The sequence below is a fragment of the Georhizobium profundi genome (genome assembly GCF_003952725.1).
Taxonomy (GTDB): domain Bacteria; phylum Pseudomonadota; class Alphaproteobacteria; order Rhizobiales; family Rhizobiaceae; genus Georhizobium; species Georhizobium profundi.
Window position 1 is genome coordinate 1,008,095 of record NZ_CP032509.1, and the last position, 17,652, is coordinate 1,025,746.

Consider the following 17,652-nt stretch of genomic DNA (forward strand, 5'->3'; position numbering starts at 1 on the left):
TGATGGGGCGCTGAAAGTTCCGAACACGATACAGGGGGAAATTCAAAATTATGACAAAGCGGGATGGAACGCGTCTATAAGAAACGGATTAACAGAACCGTTGAGCGCGAATGCGGTGTTTGAAAGCACCGTCACTCACATCACTCAAGCCGCTTGACGACCTCTCAACATATGCGGGCAACGAACGCCGATGAATTTTCAGGACAAGTCCCTCGATGATGGTTCTTCGACCGCAGGTTCGGCAGAGCCTCGGGATCCACGACGATCCAGCAGCGGTGCATCCAGCCGCGCGGCCGTGACCAAAGTCCTGAAGCGTATGAACAAAAACGATTCGATCCGCGCGAACTATTTGTCCGATGCGGACCTCAAACAGCTCGGTGCGCGGCTTGCCACGGGCGAAGTGCACACGCTGCCCGAGTTTCGCGCCTTCGATCTCGTGGCGCGCCAAAAGGAAAACGAGGCCGCGATCCTCAAGGCCTATCGCTCGACCCGCGAGGCAAACGAAAGCGGCGAGATGATCACGCCGGCTGCGGAGTGGTTGCTCGATAACCACTATCTGGTCGAGCAAAACATCCGGCAGGTGCGCCAGGATCTGCCGCTCAAATTCTATCGGCAGCTGCCAACGATCGATATGCCGGGTGTCGGCGCTCTGCCGCGCGTGCTCAGCATCGCCTGGATGTACATCGCCCATACGCACAGCGCGCTGACGATGCAGAGCCTGACTGCGATGGTGGATGGCTACCAGTCGAGAAAAGTTCTGAGGATCGGTGAAGTTTGGGCGCTGCCCTCGATCTTGCGCTTCGTGCTGATCGAAAATCTCAGCCGTATTTCGGTGCGCGTCGAGCATGCGCGCAACATGCGTAGGCTTGCCAACGAGGTGGCCGACCGGATCCAGAAGCTCGAGCCAGGCCAGAGCTGCCGCGGTGTGCTGTCGGAGAACGCCAAGCACACCGAAGACAACGCGTTTGCTGCGCAGATGCTCTATCGGCTGCGCGACGGTTCGGCCGTCGCCGAGGAAGCGATATCATGGCTTGAGGCGCGGCTTGAAGAGCGCGGCATGGATGCCGAAGAGGTGCTGGTGCGCGAGCACAGCCGTCTTTCCTTCGGCAATGCCACCATGGGCGCGATCATTCGCTCGCTGCGCAAGATCGACGACACGGACTGGACGGTCTGGTTCGAAACCGTCAGCCGCGTCGACAATATCCTGAGAGAGCGGTCGACATTCTCTCGGCTCGACTTCCAATCGCGCGACATCTACCGCGACGCGATCGAGCGCCTCGCCCGCCGAGCCAAGAAGGAAGAGGTGTTCGTTGCCGAGACGGCCCTGGCCATGGCCTCCGACGCGGCCCTGCCGGATGAGGAGCTCGACATCGGACCGTTCGTGGTCGGCGATCACCGTGCCAAGCTCGAAAAGGCCATCGGGTACCGCCCGTCAATCCGTGACCAGATCTGGCAGCAGGCGAAGCGCTTTGGCTGGCTGTCCATCGCGGTTCCGAATCTGGCGCTCGTGCCCATCTTCATGGCGCTTGCGTGGTGGCTCCTCTCCTCGCTCGGCGTTCCAACCGGGCCGGCCACCCTGTTGTTGGCGTTTTTCCTGCTGCCTGCAACCGAAGCGGCGACGGGTCTCTACAACACGCTGGTCTCGCTCACCGTTAGGCCAACCAGGCTGATTGGGTACGAGTTCAAAGAGGGCATCCCGGAGGACCAGCGCACGCTGCTCGTGGTGCCCTCGCTGATCGGATCGCGAGACGGTGTCGATGAGCTGATCCGCAACCTGGAAGTCCATTATCTCGCCAATACTGCGGGCGAAATCTATTTCGCGATTCTGTCCGACTGGACCGACAGCGATGTCGAGGAGAGCCCCAAGGATCTTGAAATCCTCGATTATGCCAACCAGCAGATCAGGGAGCTCAGCGCGCGCTATGCCTTCGACGGCCGCACGCGCTTTTACCTGCTGCATCGCCGGCGGCTTTATAATCCCGCCGAGGGCGCCTGGATGGGCTGGGAGCGCAAGCGCGGCAAGCTGCACGAGCTGAACCTGCTGCTTCGGGGCGACAAGGACACCACCTATCTCGAGCCGGAAACACCGCTTCCCTCCGACATCCGCTATGTGATGACGCTCGATTCCGACACGCGCCTCACGCGTGACGCCGTCACCAAACTCGCCGGCAAGATAGCGCATCCGATGAACCGGCCGGTGTTCGATGCCGAGACGGGACGCGTGACGAAGGGTTACGGCATTCTTCAGCCGCGCGTGACGCCGTCGCTGACGACCGGACACGAGGCGTCCGCGTTCCAACGCATCTTTTCGGTCAATCGCGGTCTCGACCCGTACGTCTTCACCGTATCGGACGTTTACCAGGATATCGGCGAGGAAGGGTCGTTCACGGGCAAGGGCCTCTACGACATCGATGCATTCGAGGCCGCTCTCAGCGGGCGGATCCCCGAAAATGCGGTTCTGAGCCACGATCTGCTGGAAGGCTCTTTCGCTCGCAGTGCGCTGGTGACGGATGTCGAGCTGGTCGAGGATTTTCCTGTCCGCTATCAGGTGGAAGCATCGCGGCAGCATCGCTGGGCACGGGGCGACTGGCAGCTTCTCCCGTTCATCTGCAAGGCAAACAGTGGCGTGACCGCGCTTGGCCGCTGGAAGATGATCGACAATCTCCGCCGCTCGCTGACGCCAATTGCCTGGGTGCTCGGATCGGTGGCGGGCTGGACGATCCTGCCGATTAATGCCGCCCTCTTGTGGCAGATGATCATGATCGTCAGCCTGTTCGTCGCTCCGACCATCGGACTTCTGTCCGGCGCGATCCCGCGGCGAACCGATATCATTCCGCGCGCGCATCTTCAGTCCGTGATCGAGGAATTCGCTTCCGCCACGGCGCAGGTTGTGCTGCGCGTCATCTTCATGGCGCACACCGCCTGGATCATGACTGACGCGCTCGGCCGAAGCCTTTATCGCCTGTTCGTCAGCCACGAGAAGATGCTGGAATGGCGCACGGCCGCGCAGGCACATTCCAGCGCGAGCGGCGACATCGCGTCCTATTACAGATCCATGTGGCAAGCGGTCGCCATCGGCCTGCTGGCGTTTCTGATCCCCTTCCTGTCGATCGGCAATGGCGGCGAGCTGGTCGCCGTGCCGTTTGCCTTGCTGTGGGTTCTGTCGCCGGCGATCGCCTGGTTCGTGAGCCAATCGGCCGAGACAGAGGATCGGCTCGTCGTCAGCGATGCCGATCGCGACGAACTGCGACGCGTCGCGCGCCGCACCTGGAGCTACTTCGAAACCTTCGTCAACGAAGAGCACAACCATATTCCGCCGGACAATTTCCAGGAATCGCCGGCGCCCGTCGTGGCAGGCCGCACATCGCCCACCAATATCGGCATCTATCTGCTCTCCATTGTCTCGGCCCGAGACTTCGGCTGGATCAGCCTTGAGGAATCGGTGCGCCGTCTGGAGCAGTGCGTGCGCACTCTCGACCGCATGGAGAAGCATCGCGGCCATCTCCTGAACTGGTACGATACCCGCACGCTGCAGCCGCTGCTGCCGAAATACGTGTCCGCCGTCGACAGCGGAAACCTTGCCGGGCACCTGATCGCCGTTTCGTCGGCCTGCCGCGACTGGGCCGATGCGCCTGCGGCGTTCCTGCAAGGATCGATCGACGGCATCGACGATGTCGCTGGTATTCTGGAGGAGACCTTCAACCAGGTTGCGGACGACCGGCGTACGGTTCGGCCGCTGCGCAAGCGTATATCGGAACGCATCGAAGGCTTCCGCCGGGCGCTCGCACGGTTGAAGCACGAGCCGGAATTCGCTTCGATCCGCACCATCAACCTCTCCGTTCTTGCCCGCGAAATCGAAAAGCTCGCCGACGATCTTCACGGAGAAATCGGCTCGGCGGAGACCGAGCAACTGGTCGCCTGGTCGCGCAGCCTCATCTCCGCCTGCGAGGCGCATGTGGCAGATGCGGTGTTCGAGCCGCAACAGATCAGCGCGCTGCGCTCGCGCCTCGAAGCGTTGCGTGATCGCACACGCGACATCGCGTTTTCGATGGATTTTCGCTTCCTGCTACGGGCCGAGCGCCGTCTTCTGTCGATCGGCTACCGGGTCGTCGAGAACGAGCTCGACGAAAGCTGCTACGATCTTCTGGCATCCGAAGCGCGGCTCACCAGCCTGTTCGGCATCGCCAAGGGCGATCTGCCCACTGAGCACTGGTTCCGTCTCGGCCGACCGATCGTGCCGGTGGGTGCCCATGGCGCGCTGATGTCGTGGTCGGGATCGATGTTCGAATATCTGATGCCGCCGCTCGTCATGCAGGAGCGCCAGGGCGGCATCCTCAACCAGACCAACAATCTCATCGTCAAGCGCCAGATGGAATATGGCGCGAGCCTTGGTATTCCGTGGGGAATATCGGAAGCGGCCTTCAATGCCCGCGACCCCGAGATGACCTATCAGTACACCAATTTCGGTGTGCCCTCGCTCGGTCTCAAGCGCGGGCTAGGCGAAAATGCCGTTGTTGCGCCCTATGCGACGATCCTTGCCAGCCAGTACCGCCCGCGCGATGCGGTCGACAACCTCAAGCGTCTGCGCAATCTGGGTGCTATGGGGCGCTATGGCTATTACGACGCGGTCGACTTCACGCCGAGCCGCGTGCCGGAAAAGCAGAAATACGCGGTGGTCAAGAACTACATGGCCCACCATCACGGCATGTCGATCACCGCGATCGCCAATGTCGTCTTCTCGGGTCGCCTGAGGGATCTCTTCCATAGCGATCCGGTGATCGAAGCGGCGGAACTGCTGCTTCAGGAAAAGGCGCCGCGCGATGTGCCAGTGATCACCGTCAAGCACGAGGAAAAGCTGGCGGACAAGGGGACGACCGACCTGCGGCGGCCCGCATTGCGGATCGTGGAAAATCCGAAAGTCGCCGACCGCACGGTCGTGCTGCTTTCGAACGGTCATTTTTCCACGATGCTCACGGCAACCGGTTCGGGCTATCAGCGCTGGAACGGCCTTGCCGTTTCACGCTGGCGGCCGGACCCGACCGAAGATCGCTGGGGGTCGTACATCTTCCTGCGCGATACGCGATCGGGTGACTGGTGGTCTGCAACGGTCGAGCCGAAACAGGCTCCGGGCGAGAAGGCGACGGCGATCTTTGCCGACGACAAGGCCGAGTTCTACAAGACGGTCGGCGACATCCGCACCGAACTCGAATGCATCGTCGGCGTGGAAAGCGACGCCGAGGGCAAGCGCCTCACGATCTTCAACACGTCCAAAGAGGACCGGTTCATCGAGGTGACGTCGTTCGCCGAGCTGGTGATTGGGGCCGATGATGCCGACATGGCGCATCCGGCCTTCTCGAAGATGTTCGTCAAGACCGAGATTGCCCGGCAGGGCGATGCCATCTTTGCCGAGCGCAAGAAGCGGTCGCCCGGCGACCCGGACATGCAGGTGGCACACCTGATCGTCGACAGCTCCAACACAAGCCGTGAGACGCAGGTGGAAACGGACCGCCGAGCCTTCATCGGGCGCGGCCGCACGCTTAGCGAGGCGCAGGCCTTCGACGGGCGCGACGCCTTGTCCGGCAGCCAGGGCTTCACGATGGACCCTTGCCTGTCGCTGAGGCGCACCGTGCGCGTGCCGGCAGGCAAGAAGACGCGGGTGATCTTCTGGACGATCGCGGCACCGAGCCGCTCGGAGCTGGAAGAGGCCGTGGCGCGCTATCGCCATGCGGAAAGCTTTAATCACGAGCTGATGCAAGCCTGGACCCGGTCGCAGGTGCAGACGCGCCATGTGGGTGTCAGCTCGCAGGAAGCCGCCGATTTCCAGCGGCTTGCGCGATACCTCGTCTATCCGGATCTCGAGCTTCGCAGCGGGACGGAATCCTTCACTTCCGGACTCACGCGGCAGTCGGCTCTCTGGCCGCTCAGCATTTCGGGCGACTATCCGATTTGCGCGCTTCGCATCAACGACGACACAGACCTCGAAATCGTGCGCAAGGCGCTTCTGGGCCAGGAATATCTGCGCGCACGCGGTCTCGTTGCCGATCTCGTCGTGATCAACGAGAAGGCGAGTTCCTACGCGCAGGATCTGCAGAACGCGATCGAGTCCATGTGCGAGAATGCGCGCCTGCGCGGCACGGCCGACGGTCCGCGCCAGCACATCTTTGCCGTGCGGCGCGACCTGATGGACCAGGCGACTTACGAACAACTGCTCGCTGCCTCGCGGATCGTTCTCCATGCCCGCAACGGCAAATTGTCGACGCAGATCGATCGTGCCGCGGCGGCTGCCCGCGCCTCCGCGGAGGCAGAACGCAAGTTGAAGGGCCGTCCCGCGCAGGTGGATGACGACCGGCAGATGCTGACGGCGCTATCGGTAACATTGCCTTTGGTGCCGGGCCGTGCCGTCAAGGCGCCGCTCGGTTCCGCAGCGGTGGACGGCAGCGATCTGGAGTTCTTCAACGGCTATGGCGGATTTGCCGAAAACGGCGCGAATTATGTGATGCGCCTGCGTGCCGGCGAAGCGACGCCCCAGCCCTGGATCAACGTTTTGTCCAACGGCACGTTCGGCGGGCACATCGCGGCAGAAGGTTCGGCGTTCACGTGGAGCCTGAATTCACGTGACTATCAGCTGACGCCATGGACCAACGACCCGGTCGAGAACCGGCCGGGCGAAGCCTTCTTCGTTGCCGACCGTCAATCCGGTCGCGTGATGACGCCGTTTGCGGCATTCGCCGAGGATGGGCCAGAGGTCTATGAAGTGCGGCACGGGCAGGGGTTCAGCACGTTCACGACCGCACGCGGCGGTCTCGCGCTCGAGCTCACACAGATCGTCGATCCGGAAAACCCGGTGAAGCTCTCGCGTTTCACCATTCGCAACGACGGCGAGATCAGCCGGCAGCTCAGGGTCTATGGTTACGTGGAATGGGTTCTTGGCGGCAATCGCGGCCGAACTGCCCCCTTCGTGAAATCTGAGCGGCCGTCGGAGAACGTTCTGACGGCCACCAACCCGTACAGCATCGATTATGCCGGCCGCACCGCATTTCTGGCGCTGGACGGTGCCGACAGCTTCACCACCAGCCGGCGATCGTTCATTGGCAGCGGCGGCTCAATCTATCGGCCGGAGGCCGTCTATGGGCTGTTCCCGCTCGACGGTACGCTGGAGCCCGATGGTGATCCGTGCGCCGCACTCGCCAGGGATATCGATCTCGCACCGGGCGAAAGCTGCACGGTGATCTTCGCTCTCGGCGATACGGACAGCACGGCAGAGGCCGAGCGCATCGCCGCGCTCGCATCGCCTGCGCATTTCGATCAGGCGCTCACGGCCATCAACGCCGAATGGGACGGTTTCCTCTCGACGCTCACCATCGAGACGCCTGATCGGGCGATGGACTTCATGGTCAATCGCTGGCTGCCCTATCAGTCGCTGGCCTGCCGTATCCGGGCACGGTCCGCGTTCTATCAGGCAAGCGGTGCCTATGGGTTCCGAGACCAGCTGCAGGACACGCTGTCGCTGATGCTGCATGACCCATCGCTCGCGCGGGCGCAGATTCTGAATGCGGCGGGGCGGCAGTTCCGCGAAGGCGATGTTCAGCATTGGTGGCTGCCTGCCACGGGCGCCGGCGTGCGCACGATGATCTCGGACGACGTCGTGTGGCTCGGCTACGGAACGGCGGAATATCTTCAGGTGACCGGGGACCGCGCAATCCTCGAAGAACCTCTGCCATTTCTGGAAGGTCCCGCTCTTGCGGAAGGTCAGCATGACAGCTTCTTCCAGCCGCAGCTTTCGGAAGACACTGCTTCGCTCTACGAGCACTGCGCGCGCGCTCTCGATCTTGCCGTCGAACGCACAGGCCCGAACGGTCTGCCGCTGATCCTCGGCGGGGACTGGAATGACGGCATGAACCGGGTCGGCGAAGGCGGGCGCGGCGAAAGCGTGTGGCTCGGCTGGTTCCTGATCCATGTGCTCGATCGCTTCGAGCCGATCGCTCTTGAGCGGGGAGAAATGGAGCGGGCGAGCGCTTGGCGCGCCCATATAGACAAGCTCAGCGCGGCGCTTGCTGGACCCGGTTGGGATGGCGACTACTATCGCCGCGGTTATTTCGACGACGGATCGCCGCTTGGCTCGCATGTCAGCGACGAATGCCGGATCGACTCCATCGCCCAATCCTGGAGCGTGCTTTCGGGTCTCGGCGATCCGGCAAGGTCCGAGCAGGCAATGAATGCGGTCATCGATCATCTCGTCGATGACAATGCGCAGATCATCCGGCTCTTCACGCCGCCTTTCGAAAACTCCGACAAGGAGCCCGGCTATATCAAGGGATATCCGCCGGGTGTTCGTGAAAACGGGGGGCAGTACACCCATGCCGCGACCTGGGTGGTCTATGCCCTGGCTGCGATGGGCCGTGGCGACGAAGCGCATCGCGCCTTTGCGATGCTCAACCCCGTGAACCATGCGCTCGATCGGTCTGCTGCCGACCGCTACCGCGTCGAGCCCTATGTCGTGGCCGCCGACATCTATTCCGGTGGTCCACGCGACGGACGTGGGGGATGGACCTGGTACACCGGCTCCGGTGGCTGGCTCTACCGCGCAGCGGTGGAGGCCATTCTCGGTATCCGGCGACAGGGCGATCGCCTTATCGTCGATCCCAGCTTGCCCCTAAGCTGGCCCGGCTTCTCCGCGCAGTTGCGTCTCGAGGGCAAGACCTACAGGATTGGGGTCAACCGCGATGGGTCGGATCTGCGCATCACCGTCAATGACGTTTTGGTGGAGAATGTGAAGGCCGGTATCGCACTATAGCTTGCAACCAAACGCCGCTCGTGGCGTTTGAGTTCGTCCGGCCGATCAAGAAGAAAAACAAGATCACCAATCGGCCGGTGCAGGTTTCAAGGGACATTTTTTGCCGATAGGGCGCGGGCCAGTGGGTGCGCGCGTGCCTTAGACGGTGTCCACCTTGCGACAGCCATCGAGCGTCGCGGGGCGGCGAAGCTTGGACAGGCTTGAAGACCCGATGACTTTCTTTGCAAGACAGAACGCGCAGTCCTTGCCACTGGCTGCGCCATTGCCTGACAGCCGTGACAGCCGGCTCGATGTGCTGCGTGCGTTGGCGTTGATCACGATCTTCATCAACCACGTGCCGGGCAATCCTTACGAGATGTTCACTAGCCGGAACTTCGGCTTTTCGGATGCTACGGAGGCCTTCGTGCTGATCTCCGGCATCGCCGTGGGGCTGGCTTATGGATCGAGGTTTCAAGCGGGGCAGCGGCTCGCCAGCACGATCCGAGCCTGGCGCCGGGCGTTCACGCTCTATGTCGCGCACATCATGGCCACGATGGTGACGATCGCGATCTTTTCTGCCGGGGCAATCTATTTCTCGGCACCGGATCTGCTCGAGCGCATTAATCTCAAGGCGGTCTTCGAAGACACGCCCATGGCGCTCTTCGGCATCGTCACTCTCGGCCACCAGCTCGGCTACAACAACATTCTCACCATGTACGCGGCCGTCCTCGTCATGGTGCCTGTTCTGCTGCTGATCGGCACACGCAGCCTGAGGCTCATGCTTGCCGTCTCCGCAACGCTCTGGCTGCTGGCGGGGCTCTACCGCATCGGCCCGCCCCACTTTCCGGCTGGCGGCATCTGGTTCCTGAACCCGCTCTCCTGGCAGTTCCTGTTCGCGATCGGCATGGCCGGCGTCATGCATGTGAAACGTGGCGGGCGCATCGCCATCCATCCCGGTCTGGTGGGTGCTTCGATCGTCTATCTTCTGGTCAGTCTGGCATGGGTGAAGCTGCCACTCTGGGGGCTGGAAAAGGCCGTGCCGTTGCCCTTCGTGCTCGGTGATTTCAACAAGACGTTCCTGACGCTGCCGCGGCTTCTGCATGTGCTGGCGCTGGCCTACGTTTTCCTGGCTTTCCCGATCTTCTCCAGGTTCACGCGCCTCGCTCACAGCAATCCACTCGCGGTGATGGGGCGTCACGGACTGCCGGTCTTCGTTGCCGGTACGATCCTCTCCATGGCCGGTCAGGTCGTTAGCCAGATCACGGAAACGGGCTTCCTGCTCGACACGGCGATCTTGAGTGCCGGCATCGCGCTGCAATTCCTGCTCGCCTACTACCTGGAATGGGAAGCACGGCTTCTGAAAGGCCAGAAGACGCGCGTCAGGACCGTGCAGGGCCCAAGCGTGCCGCCTGTTGTTCCTGCCCGAGGGATCACGCAGACGACGCCTCCGGCAGAGCAGCAGATCCCTGCTTGAGGACAAAAGCGGCCGAGTATGCGCGTAGGCCCGAGGGGTACCTGAGCGCATCCCGACGGGCAGCTTCTCACATGCAAAACGGCCCCGGTTTGATCCGGGGCCGCTTCGAATGGCGTCGGCAGGGATCTGGGTTTGGGAGGAAAACCGTCTCACCGCCGAGGCCGCCAATTTGCGCATTGGGTTGCGGACGACGGGGAGCCCCGTCGCCCGTTTTCGGATGTGCCTATTGCGCTGGAGGAGTTGGCTCCTCGGCGGCCGGTGGCACGGCTTCTTCGGTTGCAGCGGGCGCTGCCGGGTCTTCGGCAGGCGCCTCCGTTGCGTCTGCCGGTGCGACGGGCTGCTGGCTCTGGTCAGTCGCCGGTGGCTCCGTGCCGGATGCGTCGGGCACCGAAGCTGGATCCGTCGCCGCATCATCCGGAGTTCCGGCATCGGCCGGAGCCGGATCACCCGGAACCGCATCCTCGGCATCCGGCACAGGGGCGCCATCCGCCGGTGCCTGGTCGGTAGCAGTGTCGAGCGGAGCCTCCATGGTGGCGCCGTCGTTGCCTTCTGCAGCGGGCATGCCGCTCGCCATCTCTGGAGGGCCGGCCAGTTCCGGATGGTCCTGCAGCATGCTGATCCCACCAAGCGGCTTGTTCACGCCGTTGTGGCAGGTGGAGCAGACGGCCTTCGGCACGTCGCCTTGCGGGCCGAGACGATTAGGCGGGAAAACGCCGGTCAGGGGCAGAATGTAATCCTGGTTGATGTCCCGGACCATGTTGATGCCGTACCAAGCCGTCGTGCGCTGCGTCGGGCTCGTCTCCCAGCTCGCGAAGGAGCGGGTGTTGTGGCAGAAGGTGCAATTCACGCCGAGCGCATCCGACATGTGCATCATCAGGCCGTAGGTATTTTCAGCCGACTGGATGGGCATGAGTGGCTTATCTTCGAGCGGCAGGGCATTGGTCGGCACCACACGGATGACCTGGCGGTCGACGAGGTAGTCGGTCAACGCGTCGTAGGGCAGCGAGGAGTAGGCCGCGACCTCGGTGGCGACGTTCTGCCCGTTGCGGTCGCCCGCCATTCCACCGGCACCCGGCAGGTCCTCGTTCTGGTACCAGACCGACTGCGGCACCGGCTGGCCGAGATGGCAGGTGTAGCACGTGACGCCGGTTTCGGCGACGTGGTCATCCCAGTTCTGGTTGATGTCCCAGGTCATCTGGATCATCGAGCGGGCGACGACCTTGGTGTAGATTTCGTCGGACGCCATGTTCTCCAGGTTGTGGCAGTAACCGCAGCCTTCCTGAGGGGCGACCCATTCGGTGATGTGGGCCATCAGGCGATTGAACTGCGCGTCGGAGAGATCGCCCAGCACCTGGACATTCTCATAGACTTCCGAGGCGCGGGTGCCTTCAGGCGATTCCGGCGGATAAAGCGGCTCCGGGATGGCGATGGCTGCGGCTTGGATACGCGGGTTGGTCACCTGTTCCATCCCGGTGCCGCGATAGCCGATCTGGGTGACCTCCATCGGCGGTCGCTCCCAGGTAAGCATCATGGCGATCGTCAGCAAGGCGGCAGCGACGATGCCGATCAACGACAGTGCGATTCTCATGGCGCCCTCCTACTCGATGGCGAGCGCTGCTGCCGGATCCGGCAGCGGTGCCCATGTTTCGGGATACATCGGCGCGACGCCATGCTTGACGGCCCAGAGGTACCAGTTGTCGACGACGGTGCCCGTAAGCAGGATACCAATGCCGCCGGTCAGCGTGACCAGCACGGCGAACCACCACGCCCAGCGGTGGACCGATTCCATCGTGGCGTTGAAGCCCATGGTCCAGCGCCAGACGAGTGCTGCACGTTCCGAGGCCGTGCCGCGGTCGGTGATCTGCTCGATCTCGCGCTCGCCGCCGACACGCGACACCGCAAGGATGGTAGCGGCGTGCATGGCGAAGAGAACAGCCGACCCGTAGAGGAAGGCGATCGAGAGCATGTGGAACGGGTTGTAGAACAGGTTGCCGTATCTGAGAGAAAAGGCAGCGGTCCAATCCAGATGCGGGAAGATGCCAAAGGGAACGGCTTCCGACCAGCTGCCCATCAGGAGCGGGCGAATGAAGCCGAGCACCAGATAGAGGAAGATGGCAGAGGCGAAGGCCCAGGCGACATGGGTGCCCATGCCGAGCGCGCGTGCTCTCGTATAGACGCGCACCCACCACAGAAGAATGGACGTCGTCAGGAAGAAACCTGCCATCAGCCACCAGCCGCCTTCGGACATGGGGGGGATCGTCAGGCCATATTCAGGCCGCGGCGGCTCAAGCGCGAGCCATGGCAACTGGCGCACGAACTGGATGGGGTCCCAGTTGACCGAGGCCCACATGTTGAGACCGATGATCTCGAAAGCGATGACACCGCACATGAGCGAGACGATGCCGGTCCAACCCAGATAGATGGGGCCGACCTGAGCGTTGCCGATCTTGCCGAGCCAGTAGGAGAAGCCGGCATGAGGCTCACGCCCCCAGGCACCCGTGCGCATCGGAACGCCCATATCGGGTTCGGATCTGACCTGAACACGCGTGAAGATGTTTTGATATTCGAACATGGTATCGCCTCCTCACGACCAGATCGGCAGGTTGAGCCACCAGGTCCACCATTCCGGCCAGCCACGTGACCAGAAGGGACCGGAGATGATGATGCAGACCGCGCTCCAGAACGCGGCGGAAACGGACAGGAACAGGCCGAGCCGGTGGATGCCGAGCGTGCCAATCGAATAGCCGATGGTGTCACGGAAGAAGGTGTCTTCGTGCTCCGGTCCTTTGACTTCCTCACCCTTTGGCGGGTTGGTGGCCGACAGGATCAGGCCGCCATGCATGGAGAGCGCGAGTGCGTTCGTGAAAAAGAACGTGATCGCGATCATGTGCGCCGGATTGTAGTGGAAGTGCAGATACTGGTAGCCGACATTCGACACCCAATCGAGGTGGCTCATGATGCCGTAGGGGAAACCATGGCCCCATGCGCCGAGCAGGACCGGGCGGATGACGACGAGCGAGATGTAGGCGAAGATCGCAAAGGAAAATGCAAAGGGGATGTGAAGCCCCATGCCGAGCTTGCGCGAGATCTCCGCCTGCCGCAGAGCCCAGGAACAGAAGGCGCCGATGGCGCAGATGGTGATGATCTGCCAGAGTCCGCCCTCTTTGAGAGGCGCGAGGCCAAGACCGTAGGAAAGGTCGGGCGGGGCAATCGAGATCTGCCACAGGTTCCATGTCGGCCCAATCGCCGCGCCATAAATGATGAGCGCCGTCCCGAGGAACGAGAAGAAGATCGTCGTGACGCCGAAAAAGCCCACATAGAAGGGGCCGACCCAGAAATCGAAGAGGTCGCCGCCGAGCAGCGTGCCGCCACGCACGCGATATTTCCGTTCGAAACTGAGCATTGCCATGGCGCCATCTCCCTTCCCAGAAGGACCCGTTGCCGCGCTCCCGACGAGGGCGGACTTCGCAGCCTATTTTGCGCGGATGGACGCGGGCGTGGCGGACTGGCCGCCGGCGCCCGCACCGGTCTTGAACCGGCCCTATCCGAGTTGATGCTCGGACGGGTTCGGAACGATCTGTTCGATCGATGCGGCGGCGGGGGCGGCTTGCGGCGCGCCTTCCAGCCAGTTGAACCGTTCCGTGCTGAGCAGGATGAAATGGATCAACAGAGCAAGTGCGAACAGGAACGTGAATAGCGCGACGAGTGCACGACGCGGATCGAAAAGCAGCCAGATTCTCCACATGGTCTTCTCTCCCTCAGCCGACGAGTGTCTGAAGAGCGCTGAGCGCCGGCTGGATGCCGTCGTTGAGCGAGACGTAGCCTTCTGGTCCCGGCAGCCACGGGCGCCACATCCACACCAGGATGTGAGCGATGACCGCGACGATGACGAAGCCGATAAAGCTACTCATGAAGACGGAGTGGAATTCCCTGGCTTCTGCTTCGGAAAGCCCCGACAGCGCGCCGTCGATTCTCTCAGCCATGGTCTACCTCCTAGGTTTTGGCCCTTCGGCCATGGTCCCCGACGGCACGGGATCGTGCCGGCTGGGTCTTCGCTGCCGTCTCAGCCCAAAGGCGTCCTCGGCGTTTCCCTTGCGGCGGACCGCAGGGGATCTGTCCCCGTTCAGCGATAGGCGAACGGTATGCAGCTGCTTGCTGCGACCCGAACCTCGGTGAGGATCGATCGCTGGCCGCTCAGGGCGGGAACCGATGCGCGCATCCGGCGCGGCGCGAGCCGCAGCCCGACCGCGACGATCAGGAAGAAGGCGAAGACACCGAAATAGGTGAGCCGATATTCCCGATACTCCGCGCGGCGCTCGCGGCGGTCGTGTCCGGGTCTCGCGATATCGATGACAGCCATGTGCAGTCCCTCCTGCGGCAAAGCCGCCCCGGCATCACGCCGGCTCCAATTCTCCATTCAGCACCGAGCGCATGCGCCCGATACCGACTTCCTCTTCGCCCGCATTGCGAGCCTGCCGTTCCGCAGCGTCGCGCAGCCTTTTGGCAGCGGAGATGCGGGTCAAGACGGGATGGGCCTCGATCGCCTCGTCCAGCAGCGCGCGTGCCGCCTCGTTCCAGCCGAGCGCGCGCTCGGGTCGAGCCGGCGTCGCTTCGACACGGTCGAGATCGGTGCCGAGCGGCAGGATGTGGAAGAGCGCATCGAAGAGCGCGTTGCAGACTTCCTGGACGAGATAGGTCGCCCCGGCGTAACCCATGAAAGGCGTGCCCGTGTGTCTGCGGATGATGGCGCCGGGAAACGAGGCTGCGATGAAGGCAGGTCTCGGCCCGCGCATCGCGCCGAGTTCGGCGGCATACATGCGCTCGTTGAACGAACCGAAAAGCACCAGAGGTGGCGTCGCCTTGATCGCTGCACGCACAGCATCGTTGTCGGTCTTCGCACCGGCCACGCGCGCGAATGCGAAGTTGCAGGGCAGGCCCATGTCCTCTTCGAGGAAATGCCGGATGCCGCGCGTATAGGTTTCGCCCGCCACGATGCCGAAGCTTGCCGTCGCATAGAAATCCTGGGTGACGGAGCGCCATAGATCCCAGATCGGCTTGATCGTCGTGTGCTTTTCGGTAGCGATGAACGGTTCGGGATCGAGGCCGGTGAGCTCGCCGAGCTTGCGCAGGAAAAGCGTGGTCGAGTGAAGGCCGATCGGCGCCTGTAGATAGGGGCGATCGAGGTCCTCGCAGAGCTTGCGCCCGAACTCGCGGTACATGCAGACATTGACGTCGGCATCGATCAGGCGCGGAACGTCCGCGAGGTCCGAACCGAGCGGGAAAATGAGATTGATCTCGGCGCCGATGCCCTCGACGAGGCGGCGGATCTCGGCGACGTCGGAGGGCATGTTGAACATGCCGTAAGCGGGCCCGATGATATTGACGCGCGGCTTGCCCCCGCGCTTCTCGGCGGCTGCCTTGGCTTTTTCCAGCGCCTTTGCCTTGTTTTTCGGACCAAAGGTCTTCCAAAGCCAGGCGAGCGCGCGGTCGGCGCTCTGCCATTGATCCTCGTCGATCGTGCGCGGCAGGAAGCGCTGGATGTTCATGCCTTCCGGTGTGACGCCGCCGCCGATCATCTCGGCGATGGAGCCCGTCACGACGACCGATGGGACGGTCGGGTCAAGCGTCGAATGGGCGCGCTTCATCGCCTGTTCGGTGCCGATCTGGCCGAGTTCCTCTTCGCCGAGGCCCGTGACGACGATCGGCAGTTCATGCGGCGGCAGGGCGTCGGTGTAGTGCAGGACGGAGGTCACCGGCAGGTTTTCGCAGCCGACGGGGCCGTCGATGATGACCTGCAGACCCTTCAGCGCGGTGAAAACGTAGACGGCGCCCCAATACCCACCGGCACGATCGTGATCGAGGACCAGCATCAGACCGGCCCTCCGACTTGCGGCCAGACGCCGGCCGTCGCGCCGGTGCCCACGCCTTCGAAGAAGTCCGACATGCGGTCGAAGCGCGCCTTGCCGGCAATGGCCGCGTTGATGACGGTTGCCAGCGAACCGGCGCCGGCGATCCCCATCAGCGGGCGGGCGGATATGAGATTGGTAAAATAGAGCGCCGGAACAGAGCGCTGCTTCACGTGCTGGACTACCGGCGTCGTGCCGATTGCCAAATCCGGCGAAAATTCCTCGAAGGCGGCGATATCGTCTTCCAGCGACGCACGAAACTTCACCATGACGCCGTTGGCTTCGAGCCAGGCTGCATCGTCTGCCGACCAGCGCGTCTTCGGGCAGGCGGTGCCGACATAGCGCAGATCCGCGCCGGACTCCTTCAAGAGCCGACCGACCAGCAGTTCGGAGCCTTCGTACCCGGAAAGGGTGATGCGGGCGTTGATCGGCGATGCCTTCAATGCGGCCGCGATTGGGTTCAGGACGAGGCCTTTGGCAGCGTCGATGATGGCGGGCGCGACGCCTGCTGCGTTGCCGACAGCGTCGAGCCAGGCTGCCGTGCCCGACAATCCGACGGGGGCCGAACCGATGACGGCACGGCCGGCAGCCTCGAACTCGCGAACGCTGGCGGTGTAGAACGGATGGATCGCCGCTGCGACCGCGCAGTCGAGGGCGCTATAGAGTTCGCGCCATTCGCGTGTCGGCACGACAGGTCCGGCGGCAAGGCCGAGCGGTTCGATGAGGCGGGAAATGCTGACCGGGTCGGCCGGGAACATTTCGCCGATCAGCGCGACGGTCGGCTTGTCGGTGACGGCAGTGCTCGGCGCTGCAACGGGGCCCTGTTCAGCTTCGCGGCGGGCATAGGCGAGCATGGCGCCGGCCAGCACGTCCTTGGCTTCCGCATGGGTCGGCACGCCGAAGCCCGGCACGTCGATGCCGATGATGCGCACGCCGTTTATTTCCTTGGGCAATGCGCGGAGCGGCACGCCCGATGCTGTCGGTACGCAGAGATTGGTGACGACGATCGTGTCGTAGAGTTCCGGATCGGCCAGCGTGTGGACGGCGTCGCGGACGTCCTCGTAAAGCTTGCCGGTCACGAGCGTCTCGGAATTGAACGGCACATAACCGACCGAGCGCTTGGCGCCGTAGAAATGGGACGTGAAGGTCAGGCCGTAGACGCAGCAGGCGGAACCCGAAAGCACTGTTGCCGTGCGACGCATGCGCAGCCCCACGCGGAGAGACCCGAATGCGGGGCACATGGATTGCGGCTGGTCGTGCGGGCCCGTCGGGTAGTCCGATTTCAGCTGGTCGAGCATCGCGCTCTTGCCGTTGGCGCGCGCTGCCCGGTCCATCTCGGCCTTGCCGCCATGGCAGGAGCCGGTTGCCGACGCGGGGCGGTCATTGACGACCGAATCCAGGACCGGTGAGCCGTGATCACTTTCGCGACCCGCCTGGTCACCGTCTTCGACTGAAAGCGGCGATCCTTGATCCGTCTGTGTCGGACGCTCATCCATGAT

Annotated in this window: 10 protein-coding genes; 2 read left to right on the plus strand and 8 right to left on the minus strand. The window is 63.2% G+C overall.

Features of this window, described 5'->3' with window-relative positions; genetic code table 11:
* The first annotated feature begins 316 nt into the window (after nt 1-316).
* Together D5400_RS04745 and D5400_RS04750 are read left to right on the plus strand one after the other, a co-directional pair.
* Nucleotides 317-8,794: a glycoside hydrolase family 94 protein gene (locus D5400_RS04745; protein ID WP_245451433.1), complete on the plus strand. Its 8,478-nt coding sequence runs from the start codon at nt 317-319 to the stop codon at nt 8,792-8,794.
* Nucleotides 8,795-9,005: 211 nt separating this feature from the next.
* A complete protein-coding gene (locus tag D5400_RS04750; protein WP_126008174.1) occupies nt 9,006-10,247 on the plus strand; it encodes an OpgC family protein in 1,242 nt (413 codons plus the stop codon).
* Nucleotides 10,248-10,470: 223 nt separating this feature from the next.
* Here D5400_RS04750 and pufC read toward each other — a convergent pair whose 3' ends face one another.
* The 8 genes from pufC to bchY form a co-directional block, all read right to left on the minus strand.
* Nucleotides 10,471-11,835 carry a photosynthetic reaction center cytochrome PufC gene (gene pufC / locus D5400_RS04755; RefSeq protein WP_126008176.1) on the minus strand — a complete coding sequence of 455 codons (1,365 nt, stop codon included), beginning with the start codon at nt 11,833-11,835 and terminating at the stop codon, nt 10,471-10,473.
* A 9-nt stretch (nt 11,836-11,844) separates the two neighbouring features.
* On the minus strand, nt 11,845-12,819 hold the full coding sequence (pufM, locus tag D5400_RS04760) for a photosynthetic reaction center subunit M (protein WP_126008178.1): 975 nt from the start codon (nt 12,817-12,819) through the stop codon (nt 11,845-11,847).
* A gap of 12 nt (nt 12,820-12,831) precedes the next feature.
* Nucleotides 12,832-13,656, minus strand: a complete 825-nt coding sequence (pufL, locus tag D5400_RS04765; protein WP_126008180.1) for a photosynthetic reaction center subunit L — start codon at nt 13,654-13,656, stop codon at nt 12,832-12,834.
* Nucleotides 13,657-13,788: 132 nt separating this feature from the next.
* Nucleotides 13,789-13,992 (minus strand): light-harvesting antenna LH1, alpha subunit, encoded by a 204-nt coding sequence (pufA, locus tag D5400_RS04770; RefSeq protein ID WP_126008183.1) that lies wholly within the window; start codon nt 13,990-13,992, stop codon nt 13,789-13,791.
* A gap of 13 nt (nt 13,993-14,005) precedes the next feature.
* On the minus strand, nt 14,006-14,230 hold the full coding sequence (gene pufB / locus D5400_RS04775) for a light-harvesting antenna LH1, beta subunit (RefSeq protein ID WP_126008185.1): 225 nt from the start codon (nt 14,228-14,230) through the stop codon (nt 14,006-14,008).
* Nucleotides 14,231-14,370: 140 nt separating this feature from the next.
* Nucleotides 14,371-14,607 (minus strand): hypothetical protein, encoded by a 237-nt coding sequence (locus tag D5400_RS04780; RefSeq protein WP_126008187.1) that lies wholly within the window; start codon nt 14,605-14,607, stop codon nt 14,371-14,373.
* Nucleotides 14,608-14,641: 34 nt separating this feature from the next.
* A complete protein-coding gene (gene bchZ / locus D5400_RS04785) occupies nt 14,642-16,117 on the minus strand; it encodes a chlorophyllide a reductase subunit Z (RefSeq protein ID WP_126008189.1) in 1,476 nt (491 codons plus the stop codon).
* A complete protein-coding gene (bchY, locus tag D5400_RS04790) occupies nt 16,117-17,649 on the minus strand; it encodes a chlorophyllide a reductase subunit Y (RefSeq protein ID WP_126008191.1) in 1,533 nt (510 codons plus the stop codon). The genes bchZ and bchY overlap by 1 nt, the downstream gene beginning before the upstream one ends.
* Nucleotides 17,650-17,652: the final 3 nt, after the last annotated feature.